Source organism: Bovifimicola ammoniilytica (genome assembly GCF_025567085.1).
GTDB classification, from domain to species: domain Bacteria; phylum Bacillota; class Clostridia; order Lachnospirales; family Lachnospiraceae; genus Bovifimicola; species Bovifimicola ammoniilytica.
The window spans coordinates 239814-266060 of the sequence record NZ_JAOQJN010000004.1; the positions used below are offsets into that span (position 1 = coordinate 239814).

Annotated in this window: 27 protein-coding genes and 1 other RNA gene; 26 read left to right on the plus strand and 2 right to left on the minus strand. The window is 32.5% G+C overall.

The window, feature by feature from the left end; translation table 11 throughout:
• Positions 1 to 26: 26 nt before the first annotated feature.
• The 13 genes from rnr to OCV48_RS06880 all read left to right on the plus strand — a co-directional run bounded on the left by rnr (position 27) and on the right by OCV48_RS06880 (position 8683).
• Positions 27 to 2168, plus strand: coding sequence for a ribonuclease R (gene rnr / locus OCV48_RS06820; protein WP_147591473.1), 2142 nt, complete (start codon positions 27 to 29; stop codon positions 2166 to 2168).
• A 17-nt stretch (positions 2169 to 2185) separates the two neighbouring features.
• Complete coding sequence (gene smpB / locus OCV48_RS06825; protein WP_021982866.1) at positions 2186 to 2653, plus strand: SsrA-binding protein SmpB; 468 nt, start codon at positions 2186 to 2188, stop codon at positions 2651 to 2653.
• A gap of 109 nt (positions 2654 to 2762) precedes the next feature.
• Positions 2763 to 3109, plus strand: a transfer-messenger RNA (tmRNA) gene (gene ssrA / locus OCV48_RS06830).
• Positions 3110 to 3356: 247 nt separating this feature from the next.
• Positions 3357 to 3692, plus strand: a complete 336-nt coding sequence (locus OCV48_RS06835) for a DUF3784 domain-containing protein (RefSeq protein ID WP_021982867.1) — start codon at positions 3357 to 3359, stop codon at positions 3690 to 3692.
• 74 nt (positions 3693 to 3766) lie between these two features.
• On the plus strand, positions 3767 to 4300 hold the full coding sequence (locus OCV48_RS06840; protein ID WP_021982868.1) for a BUD32 family EKC/KEOPS complex subunit: 534 nt from the start codon (positions 3767 to 3769) through the stop codon (positions 4298 to 4300).
• Between the two features lie 100 nt (positions 4301 to 4400).
• Positions 4401 to 4784 (plus strand): VOC family protein, encoded by a 384-nt coding sequence (locus OCV48_RS06845; protein ID WP_021982869.1) that lies wholly within the window; start codon positions 4401 to 4403, stop codon positions 4782 to 4784.
• Positions 4785 to 4844: 60 nt separating this feature from the next.
• On the plus strand, positions 4845 to 5291 hold the full coding sequence (locus tag OCV48_RS06850; protein WP_021982870.1) for a hypothetical protein: 447 nt from the start codon (positions 4845 to 4847) through the stop codon (positions 5289 to 5291).
• Between the two features lie 23 nt (positions 5292 to 5314).
• Complete coding sequence (locus OCV48_RS06855) at positions 5315 to 5632, plus strand: TfoX/Sxy family protein (protein ID WP_021982871.1); 318 nt, start codon at positions 5315 to 5317, stop codon at positions 5630 to 5632.
• Between the two features lie 86 nt (positions 5633 to 5718).
• On the plus strand, positions 5719 to 6192 hold the full coding sequence (locus tag OCV48_RS06860) for a GNAT family N-acetyltransferase (RefSeq protein ID WP_147591474.1): 474 nt from the start codon (positions 5719 to 5721) through the stop codon (positions 6190 to 6192).
• Positions 6193 to 6333: 141 nt separating this feature from the next.
• Positions 6334 to 6873 carry a GNAT family N-acetyltransferase gene (locus OCV48_RS06865; protein ID WP_021982873.1) on the plus strand — a complete coding sequence of 180 codons (540 nt, stop codon included), beginning with the start codon at positions 6334 to 6336 and terminating at the stop codon, positions 6871 to 6873.
• Positions 6866 to 7156 carry a cupin domain-containing protein gene (locus OCV48_RS06870; protein ID WP_021982874.1) on the plus strand — a complete coding sequence of 97 codons (291 nt, stop codon included), beginning with the start codon at positions 6866 to 6868 and terminating at the stop codon, positions 7154 to 7156. Before OCV48_RS06865 ends, OCV48_RS06870 begins: the two co-directional genes overlap by 8 nt.
• 17 nt (positions 7157 to 7173) lie before the next feature.
• Positions 7174 to 7650: an NUDIX hydrolase gene (locus tag OCV48_RS06875; RefSeq protein WP_021982875.1), complete on the plus strand. Its 477-nt coding sequence runs from the start codon at positions 7174 to 7176 to the stop codon at positions 7648 to 7650.
• 199 nt (positions 7651 to 7849) lie between these two features.
• A complete protein-coding gene (locus OCV48_RS06880; RefSeq protein WP_021982876.1) occupies positions 7850 to 8683 on the plus strand; it encodes a DUF6612 family protein in 834 nt (277 codons plus the stop codon).
• A 168-nt stretch (positions 8684 to 8851) separates the two neighbouring features.
• Here the strand turns inward: OCV48_RS06880 and OCV48_RS06885 are convergent, their stop codons facing one another.
• The gene (locus OCV48_RS06885; protein ID WP_021982877.1) at positions 8852 to 9697 is read right to left on the minus strand and encodes a transglutaminase domain-containing protein; all 846 of its coding nucleotides are present in this window, start codon (positions 9695 to 9697) and stop codon (positions 8852 to 8854) included.
• 250 nt (positions 9698 to 9947) lie between these two features.
• Between OCV48_RS06885 and OCV48_RS06890 the strand changes: the two genes are divergently transcribed.
• The 11 genes from OCV48_RS06890 to OCV48_RS06935 all read left to right on the plus strand — a co-directional run bounded on the left by OCV48_RS06890 (position 9948) and on the right by OCV48_RS06935 (position 19031).
• Positions 9948 to 10622, plus strand: coding sequence for a hypothetical protein (locus tag OCV48_RS06890; protein ID WP_021982878.1), 675 nt, complete (start codon positions 9948 to 9950; stop codon positions 10620 to 10622).
• Positions 10623 to 10704: 82 nt separating this feature from the next.
• Complete coding sequence (locus tag OCV48_RS06895; protein WP_147591478.1) at positions 10705 to 11382, plus strand: response regulator transcription factor; 678 nt, start codon at positions 10705 to 10707, stop codon at positions 11380 to 11382.
• A gap of 13 nt (positions 11383 to 11395) precedes the next feature.
• Positions 11396 to 12883 carry a sensor histidine kinase gene (locus tag OCV48_RS06900; RefSeq protein WP_021982879.1) on the plus strand — a complete coding sequence of 496 codons (1488 nt, stop codon included), beginning with the start codon at positions 11396 to 11398 and terminating at the stop codon, positions 12881 to 12883.
• An 82-nt stretch (positions 12884 to 12965) separates the two neighbouring features.
• A complete protein-coding gene (locus OCV48_RS06905) occupies positions 12966 to 13697 on the plus strand; it encodes a DUF4352 domain-containing protein (protein WP_021982880.1) in 732 nt (243 codons plus the stop codon).
• 29 nt (positions 13698 to 13726) lie between these two features.
• Positions 13727 to 14626, plus strand: coding sequence for a chemotaxis protein (locus OCV48_RS06910; protein WP_021982881.1), 900 nt, complete (start codon positions 13727 to 13729; stop codon positions 14624 to 14626).
• 168 nt (positions 14627 to 14794) lie between these two features.
• Positions 14795 to 16093 (plus strand): hypothetical protein, encoded by a 1299-nt coding sequence (locus OCV48_RS06915; RefSeq protein ID WP_021982882.1) that lies wholly within the window; start codon positions 14795 to 14797, stop codon positions 16091 to 16093.
• A gap of 81 nt (positions 16094 to 16174) precedes the next feature.
• Complete coding sequence (locus OCV48_RS06920; protein WP_021982883.1) at positions 16175 to 16366, plus strand: hypothetical protein; 192 nt, start codon at positions 16175 to 16177, stop codon at positions 16364 to 16366.
• Between the two features lie 245 nt (positions 16367 to 16611).
• Positions 16612 to 16854, plus strand: a complete 243-nt coding sequence (locus OCV48_RS14060) for an integrase DNA-binding domain-containing protein (protein ID WP_394803253.1) — start codon at positions 16612 to 16614, stop codon at positions 16852 to 16854.
• A 130-nt stretch (positions 16855 to 16984) separates the two neighbouring features.
• On the plus strand, positions 16985 to 17590 hold the full coding sequence (gene hisH, locus OCV48_RS06925; protein ID WP_021981875.1) for an imidazole glycerol phosphate synthase subunit HisH: 606 nt from the start codon (positions 16985 to 16987) through the stop codon (positions 17588 to 17590).
• Positions 17591 to 17599: 9 nt separating this feature from the next.
• Positions 17600 to 18373, plus strand: a complete 774-nt coding sequence (gene hisF, locus OCV48_RS06930) for an imidazole glycerol phosphate synthase subunit HisF (RefSeq protein ID WP_021981874.1) — start codon at positions 17600 to 17602, stop codon at positions 18371 to 18373.
• Positions 18357 to 19031: a uracil-DNA glycosylase gene (locus tag OCV48_RS06935; RefSeq protein WP_147591479.1), complete on the plus strand. Its 675-nt coding sequence runs from the start codon at positions 18357 to 18359 to the stop codon at positions 19029 to 19031. The genes hisF and OCV48_RS06935 overlap by 17 nt, the downstream gene beginning before the upstream one ends.
• A 167-nt stretch (positions 19032 to 19198) precedes the next feature.
• On the opposite strand, the gene OCV48_RS06940 is transcribed toward OCV48_RS06935, so the two are convergent.
• On the minus strand, positions 19199 to 23440 hold the full coding sequence (locus tag OCV48_RS06940; RefSeq protein ID WP_394803243.1) for a 2-hydroxyacyl-CoA dehydratase: 4242 nt from the start codon (positions 23438 to 23440) through the stop codon (positions 19199 to 19201).
• Positions 23441 to 23790: 350 nt separating this feature from the next.
• Here OCV48_RS06940 and OCV48_RS06945 point away from each other — a divergent pair, with 350 nt between their 5' ends.
• Complete coding sequence (locus OCV48_RS06945; RefSeq protein ID WP_021981871.1) at positions 23791 to 24681, plus strand: hypothetical protein; 891 nt, start codon at positions 23791 to 23793, stop codon at positions 24679 to 24681.
• A gap of 32 nt (positions 24682 to 24713) precedes the next feature.
• Complete coding sequence (locus OCV48_RS06950) at positions 24714 to 25967, plus strand: diaminopimelate decarboxylase (protein ID WP_147591481.1); 1254 nt, start codon at positions 24714 to 24716, stop codon at positions 25965 to 25967.
• The last annotated feature ends 280 nt before the right edge of the window (positions 25968 to 26247 follow it).

Here is a 26247-nt window from a genome sequence, read left to right on the forward strand (position 1 = left end):
CTACTTCGAAATGGAGGTTAGAAAGTATGGAAGAAAAGTTAATGAATGAGCGTAAAAAGATTATTTTAGATATAATTAATTCTGAAGAATATATACCAATGAAATTAAAGGAACTTGCTATTATTCTGAATATTCCGAAAGATAGAAGAAGTGAATTAGAAGAAGTATTAGATGCATTGTTAGCAGAGGGCAAGATTGGAATTTCTAAAAAAGGCAAATATGGTAAGCCGGGTGCTAATGTATTAATCGGAACCTATGAAGGTAATGCGAAAGGTTTTGGTTTTGTATCTATAGAGGGACAGGACGAGGATATCTATATACCTGAAAGTGCTACTAACGGAGCGTTGAATGGTGATTTAGTACAGGTAGTTCTAAGAGCTGCTAATACAGGAAGAAGACGTGAAGGAGAGATTATCAAGGTTATAGAGCATAAAATAGTTGAGGTCGTAGGATTATTTCAGAAATCAAAGAATTTCGGCTTCGTAATTCCTGATAATGCTAAAATCTCCAGAGATATATTTATTCCATTAGAGAAATCTAAAGGTGCTGTGACAGGTCATAAAGTTGTTGTTAAGATAACAGATTATGGTGATAAAAACAGAAAACCTGAGGGCGTGATTATTGAGATAATAGGACATATTAATGATCCGGGAACAGATATAATATCTGTTGTAAAAAGCTTAGAGATTCCAATGGAATTTCCAGATGGTGTAATGAAGCAGACCGAAGATATTGAAAATGAAGTTAATAGCAAGGATATGGCAGGACGACTAGATTTAAGAGATGTTATGATGGTTACAATTGATGGAGAAGATGCCAAAGACTTAGATGATGCAGTATCTTTAAGCTATGATAACGGAATCTATACACTTGGTGTCCATATTGCAGATGTATCTAATTATGTTATAGAGAATAGTCCACTGGATAAAGAGGCTGTAAAGCGTGGAACAAGTGTATACCTTGTAGACCGCGTAATTCCTATGCTTCCACACAAATTATCAAATGGAATATGTTCGTTAAATGCTAATGCAGACAGACTTGCATTAAGCTGTATTATGGAGATAGATAAAAAGGGAAATGTAGTAGGACATAAGATAGCTGAAACAGTTGTAAGAATTGATAAAAGAATGGATTATACTACAGTTAATAAGATTCTTGAATTTAATGATGAGACTGCAATTGAAGAAAATAAAGAGCTTGTACCGATGTTTAGACAGATGAATGAGCTTGCACTCATTTTAAGAGAGAAACGTCATAAACGTGGTTCTATAGATTTTGATTTTCCTGAAAGTAAGATAATCTTAGATGAGAAAGGCAAGCCTATAGATATTAAGCCATATGAGAGAAATTCTGCAACAAAACTTATCGAGGACTTTATGCTCATTGCAAATGAAACTGTTGCAGAAGACTATTTCTGGCAGGAATTGCCATTTGTATACAGAACACATGATATTCCTGACCCTGAAAAGATGCTTAAATTAAGTTTGTTTATAAATAATTTCGGATACGGAATTAAGACTACACAGGAAGAGATACATCCTAAAGAATTACAGAAGCTATTAGAGAAGATTGAGGGAACGGAAGAAGAGACTCTTATCAGCAGACTTACTTTACGTTCTATGAAACAGGCTAAATATACGACTTCATGTACAGGACATTTTGGATTGGCAGCTAAGTATTATTGCCATTTCACATCTCCTATCAGAAGATATCCTGATTTACAGATTCACAGAATAATTAAGGAGAATCTAAGAGGTGGTCTGTCTGAAAAACGTATAAAGCACTACGAAAGTATTCTTCCGGAAATAGCAGAGCAGGCAAGCAAGACTGAAAGACGTGCCGATGAGGCAGAAAGAGACACAGATAAACTCAAGAAGGTTGAATATATGCAGAATCATATAGGTGAAGTCTTTGATGGCGTGGTTTCGTCAATTACCAACTGGGGAATGTATGTGGAGCTGCCTAATACCGTAGAGGGAATGGTAAAACTTACAGCGTTACTAGATGACTACTATTATTATGATGAAGAAAGCTACGAACTAGTAGGAAAAGATACAGGTAATACCTATAAGCTCGGACAGAAAGTTAAGGTAGAAGTAACAGGTACTGATAAATTGCAGCGCCAGATTGATTTTAAGATATATGAGCCTGAAGATGACAATGAATGAAAGGAATATAAATTGTAATGAGTAAAGAATCATTCAAATTAGTTGCCAATAATAAAAAGGCATATCATGATTATTTTATAGAAGATAAATATGAAGCAGGAATATGCCTGCATGGAACTGAGGTAAAATCTCTTAGAATGGGTAAATGCAGTATCAAAGAGGCATTTGTCAGAATAGAGAATGGCGAAGTATTCATATATGGAATGCATATCAGCCCATATGAGAAAGGCAATATTTTCAATAAAGATCCATTAAGAGTTAAAAAGCTTATGCTTCACAACTATGAGATTAATAAAATAGCAGGCAAAATGGCAGAAAAAGGTTATACTTTAGTTCCATTGCAGGTCTATTTTAAGGGAAGTCTTGTCAAAGTAGAAATCGCTCTTGCAAAAGGTAAGAAATTATATGATAAGAGACAGGATATAGCTAAGAAAGACCAGCGAAGAGAGGCAGAAAAGGAATTTAAAGTAAGAAATCTGTATTAAATATTGTCATATGAATTGAATAATTAATTATAGATATTGACATTTTAAGATATTAGTTGTAGTATGATTAATACGTGTCGTTTGTGACAGTGACAGTAATAACTCTTTCGGGGTTGTACTGGTTTCGACGGGGTTTTAGAAGTTAGGATAGCCACCCGTGGACTAGGACCACGTAAAAACTTAGAAATTAAATATAAACGCAAACGAAAATTTAGCGTACGCTGCCTAGTGGCAGCTGTCGACCTTAAGTCACTCGCTGCTTAAGAGTTCGGCATCGACTTTGCGAGGCACTCTTTTACCAAAGCTTTGAGGTATCAGAAGAATTTATGAAGCTACTAAGTTCGTAAGCCTGTCTGTGGGCGTATGAATGAGGGAATGTTAAAACATAGACTGTGGTGGAAGAAGTCTTAATGGAAGAGGCTTCGGACAGGGGTTCGATTCCCCTCAGCTCCATTTATAAGAATCCTTGAAAACATAGAGTTTTCAAGGGTTTTATTTTTTTGGGTAAGTATAAAATTGACTGTTCGATACCGTTTAAAACTTCTTAAATCTAAAAAAAAGTGTCGTCAAAAGTGTCGTCAAAAGTGTCGTCAAAAATGTAATAACATTGTATTTTGCTAAAGTGATATACAATGTTATTGTTATTATGATATAATTAAAATATTAATTTGATAAATTGGAATTTGAAGCGGAGGTATGTATTATGAATATAGGATTTTGGTCGTGTATAATTTTGGTAATACCATTTCTGATTATAGGTGTGTTATTTGCGATTTTTAAGGAAAAAGCAGCAAAATTTGTTTCAGGATTTAATTCATTTTCTAAAGAAGAACAGGCATTGTATGATAAAGCTCATATCTCTCGTGATATAAGAAATCAGTGCTTTATGTGGGCTATTATAATGTTGGCAGGAGCATTATTATCCTGCTTTTTAACCCCATATATAGCTATACCAACCTATATTATTTGGTTAGTTCTGTTTTTTAGAGAAGTCCACTTTGATAATCATAAAGCGTTTGAAAAATATTTATTAAAGTAAATTCCAGTTTAATGGAGTGTCAGATTTCAATATATAGAACAGTTTAATAAAGTTGAATTCCAGGAGGTGCGATAATGCAAGATATTATGAACGTTAATGAGAAAGAATATAAAATTCTGAAGTTATTAGGACATGGAAAAGGTGGTTATTCCTATTTAGTTGAACGAGAAGGTAATTTTTATGTGTTAAAGCAGATACACCATGAACCATGTGAATATTACGCATTTGGCAATAAAATTGAAGCGGAACAAAATGATTATAACAGACTGTTGCAAACAGGAATTAGAATTCCAAGAATGTTAGACATTGATATGGCGAATGAAAGAATATTAAAAGAATACATTGATGGACCAACTATATATGATTTAGTGAAAAAAGATACAATGAAAGATTTGTATTTGATGCAAATGAGAGAAATGGCAAAGGTAGTATATGATGCAGGCTTGAATATAGATTATTTTCCGACTAATTTCATTGTACAGGATGAACAGATTTTTTATATTGATTATGAATGTAACAATTATATGGATGAATGGAATTTTGAAAATTGGGGAATTAAGTACTGGTCTAAGACACAAGAATTTATTGATTATCTGGAACAACATTAGTTATACAAATTAGTAATATTCTACGAGAATGATAGGTATAAGATTTTTTAAACTTCCAGTTTTTGGAATTAAGAAAATTGGAATTTGACGGAGGTGTGCTATGAAAATTGAACATATTGCTTTGTATGTAAATAATTTGGAAGAAACTCGTTACTTCTTTATGAAGTATTTAGATGCAAAATCCAATGATGGATATCATAATTCAAAAACGAATTTCCGTTCTTATTTCCTTACATTTGATGGTGATACACGGCTTGAAATTATGAACAAGCCAGAAATGCCAGATTTTCCAAAAGAACCTGCTCGTACTGGATATGCACATATCGCATTCAGCGTAGGTAGCAAGGAAAAGGTTGATGCATTGACTGCAAAATTGAAGAATGACGGTTATAAAGTTATTAGTGGACCACGTACGACGGGAGATGGCTACTACGAAAGCTGCATTGTTGCAATTGAAGGAAATCAAATTGAAATCACGATTTGAGTGTAATAACTTCCAGTTTTTGGAATTAAGAAAATTGTTGTTTGAGGAGGTAAGCATGTTTTGAAAAAGTATAGATTTGGTTTTGATATTTTGGGATTAGCGCTTTTCTTTTTAATTATGATACCAAATTTTATTTGGTTTGCAATTCCTGCACAGCATGACATTTTAAGAGTTGAGTCTATAACGCCCATAGTAGACACCATTGCATCAATTGCTCAAGTAATAATGATAATTTGCTTATGTATTTTTAAAAATAAAGAGAAAGAAAAGATTCGCAAAACAAATTTGATAATAGCTATGATATTCGGCTGTTTATTATATTTTTTATGTTGGGTATTATATTACTTAGGAATAACAAATGCGGGAGTTATATTAGGTTTAACTATTTTTCCATGCTTAACATTTTTATTATATTCTTTAGAGCGGAAAAATATGATTGCTTTTGTTACTGCTTTAGTTTTTACGATATGTCATTTAATATATGCTATCGTTAATTATATTGTATAATAATTGGAAGTTGAGGTGGAAATATGGCATCAAGCAAGGAATACTTAGAGTTTATTTTAGAACAACTATCTGAGTTAGAAGAAATTACTTATCGAGCTATGATGGGAGAATTTATTATTTATTATCGTGGCAAGATTGTAGGCGGTATCTATGATGATAGATTACTTGTTAAACCAGTAAAATCAGCAATTAGTTATATGCCGACAGCTCCGTATGAATTACCATATGAGGGAGCAAAAGAGATGTTGTTGGTAGATGAAGTTGATAATAAGGAATTTTTGACTGGCTTGTTTTATGCAATGTATGATGAATTGCCAGTTCCAAAACCGAAAAAGAAATAAGCAACTTCCAGTTTTTGGAATTAAGAAAATTGGAATTTGTAGAGATTGTAAGTTTTTATATACTTAACATAGGAGGATGATCGAATATGGATGATATAGAATTTGTTAGATGTTCTGGCATAAATGAAGACTTTATTATGAACTGTCAGTTATTAGATATGGATCTAGATAGGCGAGTAGGAAGAGTAATTAAGAGAGAAAAGTACAAACAGTACAACCAACTTGATGAAATTAAAGAGGCTATAGTTGTATATGTTGATGGCAAAGCTGTTGGTGCAGGAGCAATTAGAGAATATCAGTATGGTGATATTGATGATGCAACCGAATTGAAAAGAGTATTTGTCAGAGATGAGTTTCAAGGGAAAGGAATAGGAAACAAGTTGCTTCTTGAATTGATTGAGTGGGCAAAAGAGCTGGGATACAAGAGGTTGATTCTTGAAACTGGAGAACTACTACAAGAATCATGTCATATATATCGGAAAGTAGGATTTAAAAAAATAGATAATTATGGTCCTTACATTTCGATGCCAGAATCATTGTGTATGATGAAAGAATTGTAGCTGACAACTTCCTGTTGCCGGAGAGTTGCATAGAGTGACAAATACAGATTTTATGGAGGCAAATCATGAATAGAATAATTTCTAAAATCGGTGCGACGGTCGTAGCATTACGGTTGATTGAAATCTTTAGAGGGAATAAATATGCTTGAGACAAATAGATTATTAATACGAAATTTTGTGGCGGAAGATACACATTCCTGCCTTGAGGGGTGGGGGAAAGATAAAAAGCTTGGAAAATATATACTTGGTTATCCGACAGAAGAAAAGCAGATGGAAGCATTTGTAGATGCCTGGTCGAAGAATAAAAACGCATGGCTTATTTTGGAAAAAGAGAGTAAGAATTGTATCGGATATGTAACGATTGATATACCGTACATACAGATTGGAATTGGAGAGATAGGGTATGTGATCGGTGAACGTTTTCAAAATAGAGGGTACGCATTTGAGGCATTACAGTGTATTATTCAAGAATATTTGGTAAAAAGAGATATGTATATGATTGAAGCAAAATATAATATATGTAATATGGCTTCTGGAAATTTATTGAAAAAGCTGGGCTTTCAATTTGATGGAGAGCTTAGAAACAGAAGAATTGATATTGCCTCAGGAGAACGTAAAAACTTAGTAATTTGTTCTATTACAAAGGAAGAATTGAAATTTAAAATGTGTAATTGTGATTAAAACCGTCCATATTCATGAGTTGTCAGATGTAATATTTTATTGCATAGAGGGTGATTTCGATATCGTGACCGACGACGGGATTGTGCATCTTACTGAAGGTGATTTTGTATTAATTGCGAAGGGAACACGACATAGACTAATACTAACAATACTTGTTAAGTGTCTGTTGATTGAGATGGACGGAATACTGAACAAAGAGAATATGGGTGGAACATACTACCAGACAAATTCAAGTTTGGAAAGCATTATCAAAAAAAATAGACCGTTAGAAAAATTGATATAAATTGGAGGATGGAAATAGTGAAAATTATAGATATTGTTGGAGAAAATTATTTTGGTAATTGGGATAAAACCAGAACTGCTTGCAGAGGAATCGTTATAGATGGTAAACGTATTTTACTTTCATATGAAACACAAACAAATCAGTATATGATTCCAGGTGGAGGCTTGGAAAACAATGAAAGTGATGAAGAATGCTGTGTTCGGGAAATTGCTGAAGAAACAGGAATGATTGTAGATGTTTCGGAGTGTATGCTTGAAATTGATGAATATTATGAGAACTGGAAATGGGTTAATAGGTATTTTATTTGCAAAGCAATAGGTACAACTGAAATAAAACAAACAGAAAGTGAAATACAAGTTGGTATGGAACCAAGATGGCTTAACATATCTGAAATTAAAGATATTTTTTCGCAGTATAATTTATATCAAGGAATAGATGATATGCGTAGAGGAATGTATTTTAGAGAATATACAGCATTAAGTGAATTGATTTAATGAAGTAACAACTTACTTTTGTTGTAAAGGAAATTAAGGCAGGCACTTAATGAACCGAAATGCTAATAAAATTAGAAATTCCAAACTCCCACGATAAGCTGCGTTAACGTGCTAAAACTTTTCCTTGACCTTGCATTTTATTAATGTTATTATATATCACTGTGTAAAGCACATATTAATTTTAAAAGGAGAATTGAAAATGAAGAGAAACGTAACAAAAGTAGTAAGTGTATTACTTGTCTTAGTTATGGCAATGTCGCTCATGGCATGTGGTTCAAAGAAATCAGATGACAAAAAGAGCAACAAGAATTTAGCATCACTTACAGCAGAGGAATTAGTAAACAAAGTATCAGAAGCTACTACAGATGTAAAAGGTATTTCATCAAAGATTACATTAGATGCTGCAGTATCAGCTTCAGGAATGGATATGTCAATATCTGGTACAGTTGAATCAAAGGCAAATGTTGATCCAGCTGAATCATATGTAAAAGTAGATTTATCATCAAATGCGTTAGGTCAAGAAAGAAATGTTAATTCTGAAGTGTATATGGTAAAGAATGATGACAAGATTGATACTTATACATTATATGATGGTGAATGGTCATATGAATCAGCAGATGCATCAGAATATACAGATAGTATTAATGATGTTATAGAACAGTTACAGTCAATTGATTATAAAGAAGTTTCTAAATATTTTGGAGAAGGAAAAGTAGAGAAAAAGAATGGTAACTACCAGTTAACAATGTCTGCATCTACAGAAGACCTTATCAGCAAATTAGAAGAATCTGAACTTGCTGACAAACTTGATTCAGTAGATTTATCATCAATACCAGCGGCAACAATTACATTAAAAGTTGTTTTAGATGGTAAAACATATTTACCAGTATCGGCAAAAGTTGGTTTTGATATGGATACAATTACTTATGAAGGAGTTGAAATTGAATTAACAAAATTTGATTTTGCTATTGATTTCACATCATACGATGCAGTAGATATCAAAGTTCCTGATGAAGCTTTAGATGCTAAATAAATTTCGAATTTAATAATACAGATTATTGAATAAAGAAGCTGTTAAATTTAGGATATGAATTAAATATTATATATGATATTTAAAATCTAATCCTTGAATTTAACAGCTTTTATTTAACTTATAACTATAGGATAAAATGTGTTGATGAAAAACCAGGACCATCGGAATCTAACTTACGGTTATCGTCGTATAATAATATTTTCCACATTTTGCTACAGGAGTGAAGCTGAACTGGGAAGCAGTCCGGCTATGTCCTAATTGAATTGAAATATCATCTGATATAGAACTGTTTTCTAAATCAATATTTTCAGGAAAATAAAAGGTTACTTTTGAGTTTCCGCGACTATACAGGGAAGTAATAGTTGATGGTAATTGATATATACTTGATAATATATAATAAGGAACATCTTTTTGCTTTTCCTGATACATATATTTCTCAGAAATACAGTTCTTTAATTTCTTATCAGGCTTATGATCTAAATACATCTGCTCATTAGTTATAAGAAAGTAATCATATCGCAGAAAATTATTACCTGCTTCATTACGCCCAGAGACATCAATAGGATCATCATAGGTACAGTCGACTTGATACCATTCTCCCTCTAAACATACTACATTCCAGGCATGTGATATTCCATCCGCATATCCAGTTTCAATTTCACAATCAATATCTAATGAATTCATTAGAAGTTTGAAAGCTTCTGAATATCCTCGACATACACCGATATGATTTTCAAGAACACCTTTAGCTGTATAGTCAATATCGGGTATTGTATTATTTTCGAGATTATCGTGGTCATATTCAGTTGTTGACACAATATAATCATGTATGGTTTTGACTTTTTCATAGTCTGTCATTGTTGGTATTATATTTTCGGTAATGATATTGTTTATAACATCAGTACTAACTTCATATTTAGATGGACTTATATAATCGTCATCGTATTTCGTATAAAAAGCATAGGCAACAATTACAGATAGTATTAACACTAGAAATAATTTTCTTAATTTCAAGGTATTTCCTCCACATTAATATTTTATTAAATTAAAGCAAAATAAATTATTGATATCAAATGTGTTAAGAGATATAAGCTTGTTTTACAATCACCAATAATATGATGCTAATATATTTATTATATATTATATCCTAAAATAAATCAAAACTTGTTTGAATTTTGACACTATAATAATTATATGTTAAAATCATTAGATAATTGAGTTGACATATTAAATTTGCATTTATTAGAAAGGCAGTGTTATTGATATGAAAAATGTAATTATGGGTTTTGAATTTAATAATGAAGAAAATTTTAATATGGCCAAAAAGGAATTAGATTATATGATGCATATAAATGTGAATCTTGACAATCTAAGTTCCGAAAAGACATTGGAATTATACAATAAATTAATAGATGATAAATTATTTAAGACCCCTATAGGTATGGAATTCTTAAGAAAGTTACAGAAGAAGCTTTTCGATGATAAGGCAATTGATAATTCTAAGATTAAAAATATTCCGGCGACAATATATATAGAAGAAACTACTGATAATTCAGACAATAGTAATCGCAGAGACAGAAAAAATAGCGGAAATAGCAACAATAATAGTAATATAAGTAATAATAAAAGTAGCAAAAGTATCAAAAGCAGCAATAATAAAAAAAATATTGTTTCTAAGGAGAATAAAAAGAATAACACAAGAGCAAATAGCTCTGGTAATAAAGGTAAAAATAATAAATATAAAGATTTATACGTAAAGATGCTGATTATTAATCTGGCACTTGTGATTACGATTGTTGTAATGTTTGTAATCACTAAAAGGGCGGATAAATTTGATGAAGATTATTATCGTGAAAGTATTGAAAATGAGTATGTAAGCTGGCAGAAAGCATTAGAAGAAAAAGAGTCATCTATTGTAGCTGAAGAAAATGCAAGTTAGTTCACAGATTAATCATATTTTTTGTTTATAATCAGGATAAGATAAAGTTTAATTATAAATCACTTGGAAATGAGGTTTAAATATGAATAATCTGAAGATATTAGTAGTTGATGATGAAAGCAGAATGAGAAAACTTGTTAATGATTTTCTTACGAAACATGGATATACAGTTATAGAGGCAGCCGATGGTGAAGAGGCTGTAGAGATATTTTATCAGGATAAGGAGATTGCTTTAATTATATTGGATGTTATGATGCCTAGGATGGATGGCTGGCAGGTATGTCGTGAGATTCGTAAGAATTCTAAAGTACCTATAGTTATGCTTACAGCTAAATCAGAAGAAAATGATGAATTACTAGGATTTGATTTGGGGGTAGATGAATATATCTCTAAACCATTTAGTCCTAAGATATTAGTAGCAAGGGTTGATTCGATTTTAAGACGTACGAATAAGTTAGATTCGAATGAGACTGTTTCAGCAGGAAATATTACAATTGATAAGTCTGCACATCAGGTTAAGGTTGGTGAGGAGACGATTGAATTAAGTTTCAAGGAATTCGAACTGCTATTATATTTCATTGAGAATAAAGGAATTGCATTATCTAGAGAAAAGATTCTTAATAATGTGTGGAATTATGATTATTTCGGTGATGCCAGAACAGTTGATACACATGTTAAGAAATTAAGAAGCAAATTAGGCGAATCAGGCGAATATATAAAGACTATCTGGGGTATGGGTTACAAATTCGAAGTAAATTAGGAGAAATCAGATCATGCATGTTAAAGTGAAGAATTCACTTAGAATGAAACTCGCAGTTGTACTGTTATGTCTTACAGCAGGAACTTTTTTAATATATTTCCTTATCAACCAGTTCTTCTTAGAGGATTATTATCTGTATACAAAGGAGAAGAGCTTGTTAAAAGGTTATCATAAGATTAGTGAGATATTGTCTGATTCAGGGGCAATAACGACTGAATCAGCTAATCAGATTGTAAATGTATGTGAAAAATACGGAATAACAATAATTGTAGTAGATACAGCAGATAATATTAAGTTACAATATGGTAATGGTGCCATATTACAGCAGAGGTTACAGCAGATTAATTTTGGTTTTAACCTGAATAATGAAAATACAAAAGTAATAAAAGAAACAGATAAATACGTATTGCAAAGTTATAATTTAGATAAAAGTAATGGTGGATATATGGAGGTAAGCGGGTTCTTTAATAAGAATATGATATTTCTTATGAGGATGGCAGTTCAGAGCATTAACGAAAGTGTAAGCATTTCAATGAAATTTTTCGTCTATGTTGGTACTTTCGTATCATTAATAGGAATAATTGTAGCATTTGTAATATCAGGAGAATTTACAAGACCGATTTTGCATCTGGCTGACATTTCTAAGGAAATGTCTAACCTTAATTTTAATGTAAAATATGAAAATAAATCGAATGATGAACTGGGTATTCTAGGAGAAAGCATGAATGAACTGTCAGATAAATTAGAGTCGACAATCATTGATTTAAAACAGGCAAATTATAAATTACAGAGTGATATTGAACAAAAAGAGAAGATTGATGAGATGCGTAAAGATTTTATCTCTAATGCATCTCATGAATTAAAGACACCAATTGCACTTATTCAGGGATATGCAGAAGGCTTAAGCGAATGTGTTAATGATGATGCAGATTCAAGAGAGTTCTATTGCGAAGTAATCATTGATGAAGCGAATAAGATGAATAAGTTAGTTAAAAATCTTTTATCACTTAATCAATTAGAATATGGAAGTTCAATGATTCAATATGAGAAATTCGATATAATTATGGTTATAAAGGGTGTGATTAATAAGCTTGATTATCCACTAAAGCAGAAAGAAGCAGTTGTGGACTTTGTTTATGACGGAAAATTATTTGTATATGCAGATGAATTTAAGATAGAGGAAGTTATAACTAACTATCTTACAAATGCCATTAACCACCTTGATGAAAATAAAATAATTAAGGTAAATATTTCTCAAAATGATAAGAAAATCAGAGTTTCGGTATTTAATTCAGGAAAACAGATACCTGATAATGAATTAGAAAATATCTGGATTAAGTTCTATAAGGTTGATAAAGCAAGAACAAGAGAGTATGGTGGAAGTGGAATTGGTCTGTCTATTGTAAAGGCAATAATGAACGCACATAATAATGAATGTGGTGTATTAAATAAGAAAAATGGAGTTGAATTTTGGTTTGAACTTGATACAGAATTATGTTGAACTTAGAGACATAAAATGATAAAATAGATATAAGATATTTTAATATTAAGACAATAATTGATGTTGTAGAACAGAGGAAGATATGAGATATAATAAACGTATAAAGCAGGTCGTAATGGTATGTCTTTTGTGTATAGGAATGGTAGCTTTAACAGGTTGTGATTCGCTTGATTATACAACTGAACAGGAAGATGTTATTGCTAATTATGCAGCAAATATATTGTTAAGACATGACAAGAATTATAAAAGTGATTACATAAGTGAAGAAGAGACTACATCTAAGGGAGAAGATACTGAAGTAACAGAAGAAGAGACTACAACTGTTGATAATTCTGTTAATGGTGATGGTATTAATGGTGACACTAATGTAGGAAAAGTGTCTAGTGCCGAAGATGTAACAAGTGCATTACATTTACCGGATGGAGTGACTGCACAATATGTTGATTATGATGTAGTTGACCAGTATCCTGATGATAGCTCGACAGATATATTTGTTATGAAAGCTGTTGAGAATAGCAAATTACTAATTGTTAAATTTAATATATCCAATACAACATCTCAGGATATTAGTATTAATATTATGTCATCAGTTCAGAAGTTTAAAGGAATTGTAAATGATGCAAAGAAATATAATGCACAGTTAACATTATTACTAGATGCTCTTAATACATATGAAGGTACTTTGAAAGCGGGGACATCACAGACATTGATTTTGGTTTATCAGACACAATTAGACGAGAAGGATGATGTAAAATCGCTATCGGTAGAACTTACAGATATATCAGGAAATGAAAGTGTTCTTAATCTAAAATAGCATACTATATTACCCAGGAGGAAAAGTATATGGAGACAAATATTTTATTAGAAAATGGAACAAATGAATTGGAGATTTTGGAGTTTTCAATTGACGGAAACTGTTATGGAATTAATGTTGCAAAAATTCGTGAGATTTTACCATATCAGACGGTTACACCTATTCCTAACTCACATACAAGTATTGAGGGTATATTTATGCCACGAGATACAATGATTACAGTAATTAATCTTCCTAGGGAATTAGGATTAAAAGAGAGTACTAATACTTCAAATGATATGATGATTATAACAAATTTTAATAATCTTAATATTGCATTTCATGTTCAATCGGTAATGGGTATTCACAGAGTTTCGTGGGCAGATATAATTACGCCTGATAAGACAATTAATACTAAAGAATCAAGTATTGCAACCGGAATAGTAAAGATTAACGGAAAGATTATAATTATTCTCGATTTTGAAAAGATTGTATCAGATATTAACCCTGAAACAGGACTTAAGGTTTCTGACATTGATGCACTTGGCGAAAGAAAAAGAAGTGATTCAACTATACTTATTGCGGAAGATTCAGCTTTACTCAGTACATTAATTGTAGATTCATTACATAAGGCAGGATATGTTAATGTTATAAAGAATGTAAATGGACAGGAAGCATGGGATAAGCTGTGCGAGTTGAAAGCCGATGGTTCGGTATTAGACAAGATAAAATGTATTATAACAGATATTGAGATGCCTCTTATGGACGGACATCGACTGACGAAGTTAGTTAAATCTGACGAGGTACTACATAATATACCTTTAATAATATTCTCATCACTTGTAAACGACGAGATGAAAACAAAAGGTGCTTCACTAGGTGCAGATGCACAACTTTCAAAACCTGAGATTGGTAATCTGGTTAAGATAATTGATGGATTAATTAAATAGATATGACATAAAGGTCGGCTTTATTTAGTCCGACCTTTATTATAATATTCATCAGGATTGTATAAATGTAGCATATAACAATCCAGTAAATCTTATTCATATATTTAATAACAGCTTAGTAATTGAATAAAGTTTTAAACAAATTCTATTTGTAGAATGGAGAATGAAATGAGTGACGAAACTAAAAGCGAGGAATATCTAGAGAATCTGCTTAATTCATTGAAGAATGAAGAATCAACTGAAGCGAATACAGATAATAATGAAGATATTGGAATATCAGACAATGAAAATATTTTAAATGATGATGCACCTGATTCATCGATAGTTGATAGAGATATTGCGGCTAATATGTTTTCAGCTGATAATAATATTAATAAATCATTAGATATTACTGATGATATGACATTAAATGACAATAATAATATTAATTTAGATGATATCTTAGACAATACTACAGAAAGTCCGGATATTGAAAAAATTATGAATGATTTAAATACAATGTCTGATAATTCAGATGATGATAAAAATATGGATAATGAAAAAGCGAAAGATGAGAAAAGTGACGTGGATAATGTAAAAAATAGTGATATAGACAATAAAGATAAGAAAAAGAAGTCTCTATTCGGTAAAATATTCTCAAAGAAATCTAAAAAAGAAAAGTCAGATTTGAATGAAATAGATGCTGATGAGATTCTGGATGAAACAGGAAGTACATCTGATGATATGGCAGATTTTGATTTGAATGAATTTGGTTTTAATGGAGATGCAGAAAGTATCTTGAGAGATTTAGATGAATTAGATGATATAGAAGATAAATCAGACAGTAAGAAGAAAGAAAAGAAGGAAAAAAAAGAGAAAAAAGCCAGAAAACCTAAAAAAGAGAAGAAAATAAAACAACCAAAGATAAAGACTAAGAAAGAAAAGCCAAAAAGGAGGGAAGAGATAATCAGAATTTCGCCATTGGCTATAATTCTTATGATTACGGTAATAGCTCTGTTAGTTGGTGGCATATATATAGGTTCTAATGTATTCTCATACAATAGTAATATTAAAGAGGCTACAAACAGTTACATTGATAATGACTATACTAAAGCATATAATCTGTTAGCAGGAATGAAACTTAAAGATAAGGATAAAGATTTCTACAAACAGGTAGAGAATATAATGAAAGTAGAAAAACATATTAATGATTTTAATTCATTTATAACCATAGAGAAATATACATATGCACTAGAGGCACTTATACGTGGTATTGAAAGCTACGATGAAAATATAGAGGCTTCTAAAGAACTTGGAACATATGAAATTCTTGAAACTGAAATGAATGAAATTGATACCCTGTTAAAGAATTATTTTGGAATGTCAATTGAAGATGCCCGTACAATTATTCAGATAACTGATAGTGGAAAGTATGCTAAAGAAATAAATGAAAGAGCAGCTAAGATAAATATAGTAGCAGAAGAGTAAAGTCAAACGCCTAAAAGAGATAAACAATTTTGAAAGGAAATATTTAGCATAAGTATTTTTAATAAAAAACTGAGAAAGGCAATGACAGATGGAGAGTATATCTGTTCTGAGTGCAGAGGATTAATGAAATTTAAAGATGAATGGGAAGATACATTAGTGTGTCATCATTGTGGTCACAGCATTGATTTAAAGGAATATGGTTGTGAAGGAGATGAAAAGCACAAGAATTTATATCCGACTAGAAAGGAAGTTCTGGGTATTGCCACGGAATGAGTCTAAAGAAGAAAATTAAGAATGAAAAAAAGCTAGATGAGAGAGTCTTAGAGAAATCTAAGGCTTTTTTACTTACCAGGAAATTTCGTTGAAATTGTCCAGGTAAGTAAAAAACGCTCCGCTTGAAAAATTCGTAAATCAAGTTGAACAAATATAAAATATCGACAATGTGCCTTTGATGTGATATTATTTACATATGTATTCGGGGTACTTTTTAATGGAGGGCTGAGAATATTGCAAATAAAATTGCATCTGAAAAGAACAAACCGACAAGAAAAACGTTGAGGACTGACGAATACTATAATCCAAAAATGAAAAGGTATGAGCATCATTATAAAGATGCTTTTGAAAAGGAAAGAGTGATAAGCTCCTATAGACTCGAACCTACGGATCAATTACCAAAGGGTAAGCGTTCGGGGAAAAGTTTACGTGAAAAGGAGGCAGAATTAAAGGTACAGTCAGAAAAAATATCGAAAATCACGTACTAAGTATTTACTAAATATATGCTGGTATGAAATATAATTAAATATAATAAAGAGTAATGAAATGGAATAACTCCAAAAGCTTTAAGCAGCTTAATTACTCTAAGAATGAAGTAATGAATGGAGACGAACAAGAATGATAGCAATTATAGACTATGATGCAGGCAACCTGAAGAGTGTTGAAAAAGCACTTAAATTCATCGGCGAAGATGCAATAATCTCAAGAGACAAAGATGAGATTTTAGAGGCTGACAAGGTTATTTTACCGGGAGTTGGAAGCTTCGGTGATGCAATGAGTAAATTAAAGAAATATGATTTGGTTAATACCATAAATGATGTAATAGATAAAAGGACACCTTTTCTTGGAATATGTTTAGGACTTCAGTTGTTATTTGAGAGAAGTGATGAATCTAAGGGAGTTTCAGGACTTGGAATACTTAAGGGTAACATTCTTAGAATACCTGATGCCCCTAATTTAAAGATTCCTCATATAGGCTGGAATTCATTACATCTTATGAATAATGGAAGATTGTTTAAGAATATTGATGATGATGAATATGTTTATTTTGTACATTCATATTATCTTAAAGCAGCTGATACAAGTATTGTGAAAGCTGTTACTGAATATAGTACAATCTTAGATGTTTCAGTTGAAAAGGACAATATATTTGCATGCCAGTTCCACCCTGAAAAAAGTGGCGAAGTTGGTTTGAAGATACTTAAGAATTTTGCAGAGATTTAGGAGGAAGATATGCATACAAAGAGAATTATTCCATGTTTAGATGTTAATAATAACAGAGTTGTCAAAGGAATTAATTTCGTTAATCTAAGGGATGCCGGAGATCCTGTCGAAGTAGCTGCTGCATATGATAAAGCCGGTGCAGATGAAGTAGTATTCCTTGATATAACGGCATCTTCTGATAATAGAGAAACAGTAGTTGATATGGTAAGAAAAGTAGCAGAAAAGGTATTTATTCCTTTTACTGTAGGTGGTGGTATCAGAACAGTTGATAATTTCAAAGAATTATTACGTGAGGGCGCTGATAAGATAGCTATTAATTCGGCAGCCATAAATACACCAAAGCTTATAAGTGATGCTGCAGATAAGTTCGGAAGTCAGTGTGTGGTAGTTGCAATTGACGCAAAACGCAGAGCTGATGGAAGTGGCTGGAATATTTATAAAAATGGCGGCAGAATTGATACAGGTATTGATGCTGTTGAATGGGCTATGAAAGTTAATAAATTAGGTGCCGGAGAAATCTTGCTTACAAGTATGGATTGTGATGGAACTAAAAACGGATATGACATAGAACTCACTAGAAGCATAGCAGAAAATGTTTCGATACCTGTCATAGCATCGGGTGGTGCTGGTACAAAAGAGCATTTTTATGAAGCACTTACTGATGGAAAAGCAGATGCAGCATTAGCAGCTTCATTATTCCATTATAAAGAGCTTGAGATAATGGAATTAAAAAACTATTTATATGGTAAAGGAGTTCCTGTTAGATATGTCAGCAATAAGTAATGATTGGTTAGAACAGTTAAGGCCGGAATTTAGTAAGGCTTATTATAAAAAACTATTTGATAAAATTAAAGAGGAATATTCGAAATGTGCGGTATATCCTAATTCAGATGATATATTTAATGCATTTCATTTAACACCATATAATAAAGTAAAAGTAGTCATACTTGGTCAGGATCCATATCACGAACCGGGACAGGCACATGGTTTAAGCTTTTCAGTAAAACCAGGCATAGACATACCACCATCATTAGTAAATATATACAAAGAACTTCATAATGATGTAGGAACATATATTCCTAATAATGGATATCTTGTTAAATGGGCAGAACAGGGAGTATTATTGTTAAATACAATTCTTACAGTAAGAGCTCACGGAGCTATGTCACATAGCAGAATTGGCTGGGAAGAATTTACGAATGCGGCAATTGAAGCACTTAATAAATCTGACAGACCACTCGTATTTATGTTATGGGGAAAGCCGGCACAGGCAAAAGAAGTGATGTTAACGAACAGTAATCATCTTATACTTAAAGCACCACACCCAAGTCCGCTATCAGCATATAGAGGTTTCTTTGGATGCAGACATTTTAGTAAGGCTAATGAATTCTTAACTGCTCATGGCGAAACACCAATCGACTGGCAGATTGAAAATATCTAAAAATTATTTGCACTTGTAATATTGATAATATGAAAAGGTTATAATATTAAAGAGCTATAAACTTACATTTCTTTGTACCAACTACAAGGAGTTTGATTAGAATCCAATGATTTGAAGTTGCTACATATTTGATACATCCAATGTAGGTTTATAGCTCTTTTGAAATTCTATTTCTTAGCTTTAAGATTCTTTTGTGCAGTTGCCAGCATAAGTTTAATTCTGTTCAACTGGTTAACTTCACTTGCACCTGGATCATAGTCAACAGCTACAATATTTGATTCAGGATGCTGTCTTCTAAGTTCTTTAATTACACCTTTACCAACTATATGGTTAGGAAGGCAGGCAAATGGCTGGGCACATACAATATTTGGAACACCACTATGTATTAATTCAAGCATTTCGCCTGTAAGGAACCAACCCTCACCAGTCTGGTTGCCGAGAGATGCAATATCCTTAGCCATATTTGCTATATCTTCTATATGTGATGGTGGTGTAAAATGCTTACTCTTCTTGAATTCTTCAACAGCAGGTTTACGAACGTGTTCTAATGCACTGATTCCAAGATTAGTAAGTCTTGCGGTTGATTTCTTCATACCGAGATTCTCAACTTTGAAATTACAGTTGTAGAAGCTGTATAATAAGAAGTCTAATAAGTCAGGCATAACTGCTTCGGCGCCCTCTTTTTCTAACAGGTCAACTATATGGTTGTTAGCCATAGGGAGAAATTTAACTAAGATTTCGCCTACGACACCAACTCTAGGTTTAACTATATCTTCATGTATTGGAAGGTTATCGAAATCTTTTATGATTCCCTTTATATTCTTCTTAAATGTCGAATTATTAATACCAGGTTTTGCGAGGTCTGCATTACATTTATCTCTCCATTTTCTATGTAATTCATTAGCAGAACCAGGTTCAATTTCATATGGTCTCATTCTGTATAAGACTCTCATAAATATATCGCCATATACAACAGCCTGAAGTGCTTTGAATAACAATTTAGGAGTTATCTTAAAGCCTTCATTATGCTCTAAGCCCTGAGCACTGATTGATACAACAGGAATCTGAGCCATTCCGGCTTTCTCAAGAGCTCTTCTGATAAATCCTACATAGTTGCTGGCACGACAACCACCACCAGTCTGTGACATTACAACTGCTGTTTTATTAAGGTCATATTTGCCTGAAAGAAGTGCATCCATAATCTGTCCGACTACGATTAATGATGGATAGCAGGCATCATTGTTAACAAATTTAAGTCCGGTATCAACAGCTGTTCTGTTATCATTCTGGAGAACTACGATATTATAACCACAGGTTTTAAATGCAGTTTCAACTAATTCAAAATGAATAGGAGACATCTGTGGACAAAGAATTGTATAATTCTCTTTCATTTCTTTTGTGAATTCCACACGATTTATATTAGCAGGAACGATTGTTCGCTTTTCGTTTAATTTCTCTCTTACGCGGATAGCAGAGAGAAGTGAACGTATTCTGATTCTTGCAGCACCTAAGTTATTTACTTCATCGATTTTCAATACAGTATAAATTTTACCTGATTTTGTTAAAATATCATTTACCTGGTCTGTTGTTACGGCATCAAGACCACAACCAAATGAGTTAAGCTGAATTAAATCAAGGTTATCCTGAGTCTTAACGAAGTTAGCGGCTCTATATAATCTTGAATGGTACATCCACTGGTCCATTACAATAAGTGGTCGTTCAACCTCAGCAAGATGAGATACAGAATCTTCTGTAAGTACGGCAATTCCATATGAATTAATTAATTCAGGAATACCATGGTTAATTTCAGGGTCAATATGGTAAGGTCTGCCTGCTAATACAATGCCTCGCTTATTATTGTCTTTCATATATTTAAGAACTTCTTCACCCTTACGTTCAATGTCAGCACGTACATTTTCTAATTCAGCCCAGCCTGCGTTAACGGCCACAGTTACTTCATTAGCAGGTATATTAAGTTCATTTTTGAAAACCTTAACTAATTGTTTTGATAATACATCTTTATTAGTCATTGCCATAAATGGATTCATAAATTTAACTTCTTTATTAACGATTTCTTCAACGTTATTTTTGATGTTTTCAGCATAAGAAGTTACAATAGGGCAATTGTAGTGGTTATTAGCATCAGGTGTCTCATTTCTCTCATATGGTATACAAGGATAGAAGATGAAATCAACACCATGTCGTATAAGCCATGTTACATGTCCATGTGCTAATTTGGCAGGATAACATTCAGATTCACTTGGAATTGATTCGATACCTAATTCATAAATCTTTCTGTTTGAGCTAGGTGATAATACGACCTGATATCCTAATTTCTTAAAGAAAACAGCCCAGAAAGGATAGTTTTCATACATATTTAAGACTCTTGGTATACCGACGGTTCCTCTTGGAGCTTCATCTGATGTAAGTGATTCATAATTAAATATCTTATTAAGTTTATATTCGAAGAGGTTAGGAATATTTTCTTTGTTTTTCTGTTTGCCTATACCACGTTCACATCTGTTACCTGTTATAAACTGTCGTCCACCTGTGAATTTATTAATTGTAAGGAGACAACTGTTAGTACATCCTTTACAACGAGCCATAGAAGTAGAGTATTCTAATGAATTAATCTTATTGATTGATAACATTGTAGTTTCTTTAGATTCATCATATCTTTCGCGGGCAACCAAAGCAGCACCGAAAGCACCCATAATACCTGCAATGTCAGGCCTTACGGCATTACAGCCTGAAATCTTTTCAAAACTTCTAAGGACGGCATCATTATAGAATGTACCACCCTGAACTACGACTTTACTTCCTAAATCCTTAGGATCAGTAATTTTAATAACTTTGTAAAGAGCATTCTTTATAACTGAATATGCAAGACCGGCAGAGATATCTGAAACTTCAGAACCTTCTTTCTGTGCCTGTTTAACATTGGAATTCATAAATACTGTACATCTTGTACCTAAGTCAACTGGGTTCTTTGCAAATAACGCCTCTTTTGCAAAGTCAATTACACTGTAATTAAGAGATTTTGCAAATGTTTCAATGAATGAACCACAACCTGAAGAACAAGCTTCGTTAAGCTGAACACTGTCAACTGTCTTATTCTTGATTCTGATACATTTCATATCCTGTCCACCGATATCTAATATACAGTCAACATCTGGTTCAAAGAATGATGCGGCATAGAAGTGGGAAACAGTTTCAACTTCGCCCTCATCAAGCATAAGTGCAGCTTTAATCAATGCTTCACCATAACCTGTTGAACAGGAATATACGATTTTAGCACTATCAGGAATAATACTGTAGATTTCCTTAATTGCCTTAATAGTTGTCGCAAGCGGACTTCCATTGTTATTACTGTAAAATGAATACAATAAAGTTCCGTCCTCGCCGACTAAGGCAACTTTAGTTGTAGTTGAACCTGCATCGACACCTAAGAAGCAGTCACCTTCATAGTCTTTAAGGTCCATAGATGCAACTTTATGTTCATTATGACGTTTTACAAATTCATCATATTCTTCCTGGGAAGCAAAAAGAGGATCCATACGTTTGATTTCGAATTCCATCTTAATGCCGTTAGATAGTTTCTCAATCATTTCGGTAAGTGAAACGGACATATTCTCTTTATAATTTAATGCAGCACCTGTTGCAGCAAATAGATGCGAATGTTCAGGTGCAATAATGTGTTCATCTGTAAGATTCAATGTTCTTATAAATGCAGCACGAAGCTCTGATAAGAAGTGAAGAGGACCACCAAGAAATGCAACATTTCCTCTAATTGGTTTACCACATGCAAGACCACTGATTGTCTGGTTAACAACAGCCTGGAATATTGATGCTGATAAATCTTCCTTTGTAGCACCTTCATTTATAAGAGGCTGGATATCAGTCTTTGCAAATACACCACAACGTGCAGCAATAGGATAAATTGCTTTATAATCCTTGGCATATTCATTTAATCCCGTAGCATCAGTCTGTAATAATGATGCCATCTGATCAATGAATGAACCTGTTCCACCGGCACATATACCATTCATTCTCTGCTCAACACCACCAGTGAAATAGATGATTTTAGCATCTTCTCCACCGAGCTCAATAGCTACATCTGTCTGTGGAGCATAGTCATTTAAGGCTGTAGAAACAGCTACAACTTCCTGTACAAATGGAATATTAAGGTGTTTTGAAAGTGTAAGTCCACCAGAACCTGTAATCATTGGATGCACTTCTATTTCGCCAGTAATTTCTTTGCATTTCGAAAGTAATTTAGCAAGTGTGTCCTGAATGTTTGCAAAATGTCTCTCATAATCAGAGAAGATAATTTCGTTTTTAGAATTAAGTACGGCAATTTTGACAGTAGTAGAGCCAATGTCGATACCTAAAGAATATAATTCGCTCATAAAGCACCTCATTTATTTTCATTTCGATTATAATCACATAATAATTCTAAAATTATTATTTAACGGTCTGGTTATGTATATTTATGGATAAATGCGTTAAAGATAAAATTTATCTATAAGGAAAAATAAAAATTGTTTCCTATTAAAATATGCATTAACTAGCCTGAAAAATTATAAACTATATTTCTACAAATTTCAACTAAAAACATTATAAATAAATCAGGTATTAAATATAAAAATAATTGAAAGAAAATCCATATATACAGTATATAGCGGAAACTCAAAATATTTGACAAATAATTATTATATAACTATAATAGTTGATTATAGTGTGAAAAGGAGATTGTGACTTGAAATTTTTTGATAAATTAGAACGAAAATATGGAAAATATGCTATCAGAAATCTAATGAAATATATTATTGTTCTGTACATTATCGGTTGGGCAATAGAGATAATCAATCAGGATTTCTATAATGACATCTTAGCCTTGAATATTGGAGATGTGCTGCATGGAGAAGTCTGGAGACTTGTAACATTTATAATTATGCCGCCGCAGGACACATCATATTTATTTATGATTTTCTCACTCTATCTGTATTATGTACTTGGCACTAATTTAGAGAGAGTATGGGGTGCGTTTAAGTTTAATGTATATTTTTTTATGGGAGTAATATTCCATATAATTGCGGCATTTATAATTTATTTTATCTGGGGCATTTCCTGGCCACTTACAACTTATTATCTTAATATGTCGCTTTTCTTTGCATTTGCAAGTGTTTATCCGGATATGGAGCTTTTATTGTTCTTCATACTTCCGATAAAGATAAAGTGGTTAGCAATAATAGATGGTGTATACTTTGGAGCAACCATATTCTTTGGTTTCTTTATTAAATATTTACCAGCGACAACACAGCTTAGCTTATTGAAAGTATTGCTTAACCTTGGAATAGTACCGTTACCACAGATTGCAGTGGCGGCACTCGTATCTCTTTTGAACTTCGTGGTATTCTTTTTTATGACAAGAAATTACAAGCGCGTATCGCCTAAAGAGATTCATAGAAGAAATTCATATCGTAAACAGGTCGTACATTCAAGGTCACAGGCATCTGTTCACAAATGCGATATTTGTGGAAGAACAAGTACTGATTATCCTGAATTATCATTCAGATATTGCTCAAAATGTGCAGGTAATCATGAATATTGTCAGGACCATCTGTTTACACATGAACATATAAAGTAGCAGATAAATAATAGCAGAATGGAGAAAAAAATATGGAAAAGAAACCTTTTGTAACACTTGAACAGCTTAAAGAAATCGATAAGACATACAAGACACCTTATCATTTATACGACGAAAAAGGTATAAGAGAAAATGCACTTCGTTTGAAAGATGCTTTTTCTTGGAATAAAGGATTTAGAGAATATTTCGCAGTTAAGGCGACTCCTAATCCATATATTATCAAAATATTACAGGAATGTGGTTGCGGTGTTGACTGTTCATCACTTACAGAACTTATGATGTCTGAAAAATTAGGCTTCAGAGGTAATGATATAATGTTTTCATCAAATGATACACCTGCTGAAGAATTTGCGCTTGCAAGAAAATTAGATGCACAGATTAACCTTGATGATATAACACATATTGATTTCTTAAATAATATATGTGGTATACCTGAAACAATCTGCTGTAGATTTAATCCGGGTGGAGTATTTAAGATAAGTACATCAATTATGGATAATCCGGGCGATGCAAAATACGGCTTTACAAAACCACAGATAATAGAGGGATATAAGAGATTAAAAGAAATGGGTGCCAAGAGATTCGGTATTCATTCATTCCTTGCAAGTAACACTGTAACGAATGAATATTATCCAACACTTGCGAAAATCTTATTTGAGACAGTAGTAGAAATTAAGGAGAAAACAGGTGTACAGATTTCGTTTGTTAATTTATCAGGCGGCGTTGGTATACCATATACACCAGACCAGGAACCAAATGACATTTATAAAATATCTGAGGGCGTAAAGAAAGCATATGATGAAATTTTAGTTCCTGCAGGTATAGATGTAGCTATTTATACAGAATTAGGAAGATATATGTTAGGACCTTATGGTTGCCTTGTTACAAAAGCAATTCATGAGAAACATACGCATAAAGAATATATTGGTGTAGATGCTTGTGCTGTTAACCTTATGAGACCTGCAATGTATGGAGCATATCATCATATTACTGTAATGGGCAAAGAGAATGAGCCTTGCGACCACAAATATGATATCACAGGTTCGCTTTGTGAAAACAATGATAAATTTGCAATTGATAGAATGTTACCAAAGATTGATATGGGCGATTTCCTTGTTATTCATGATACAGGTGCTCATGGTTTTGCAATGGGATATAATTACAATGGTAAATTAAAATCAGCAGAATTATTACTTAAGGAAGACGGAAGCGTTCAGATGATAAGACGTGCTGAAACACCAAAGGATTACTTTGCAACATTTGATTTTTCGGATATTTTAAAGTAAGTTGTAAATGATTTTAGTCTTATAATTTTATGAATGTTCACTAAATATTCATTTAAGTTGAGATGTCCGTCTATGACACACGCGTTCATATTAATTTATCTAGTACGTGTAAATCAAGTGTGTGGCATAGACGTAACATCACTTTAAGTATCATATATGCTATGAATACCGATAATTTAAAGAGTCGAAAATATAGTAGGGTAGATATTTATGGAATATAAATAAATATTGCTAAATAATATAAAAGCAGTAAAGAATACAGAGACATATATTTTTAATT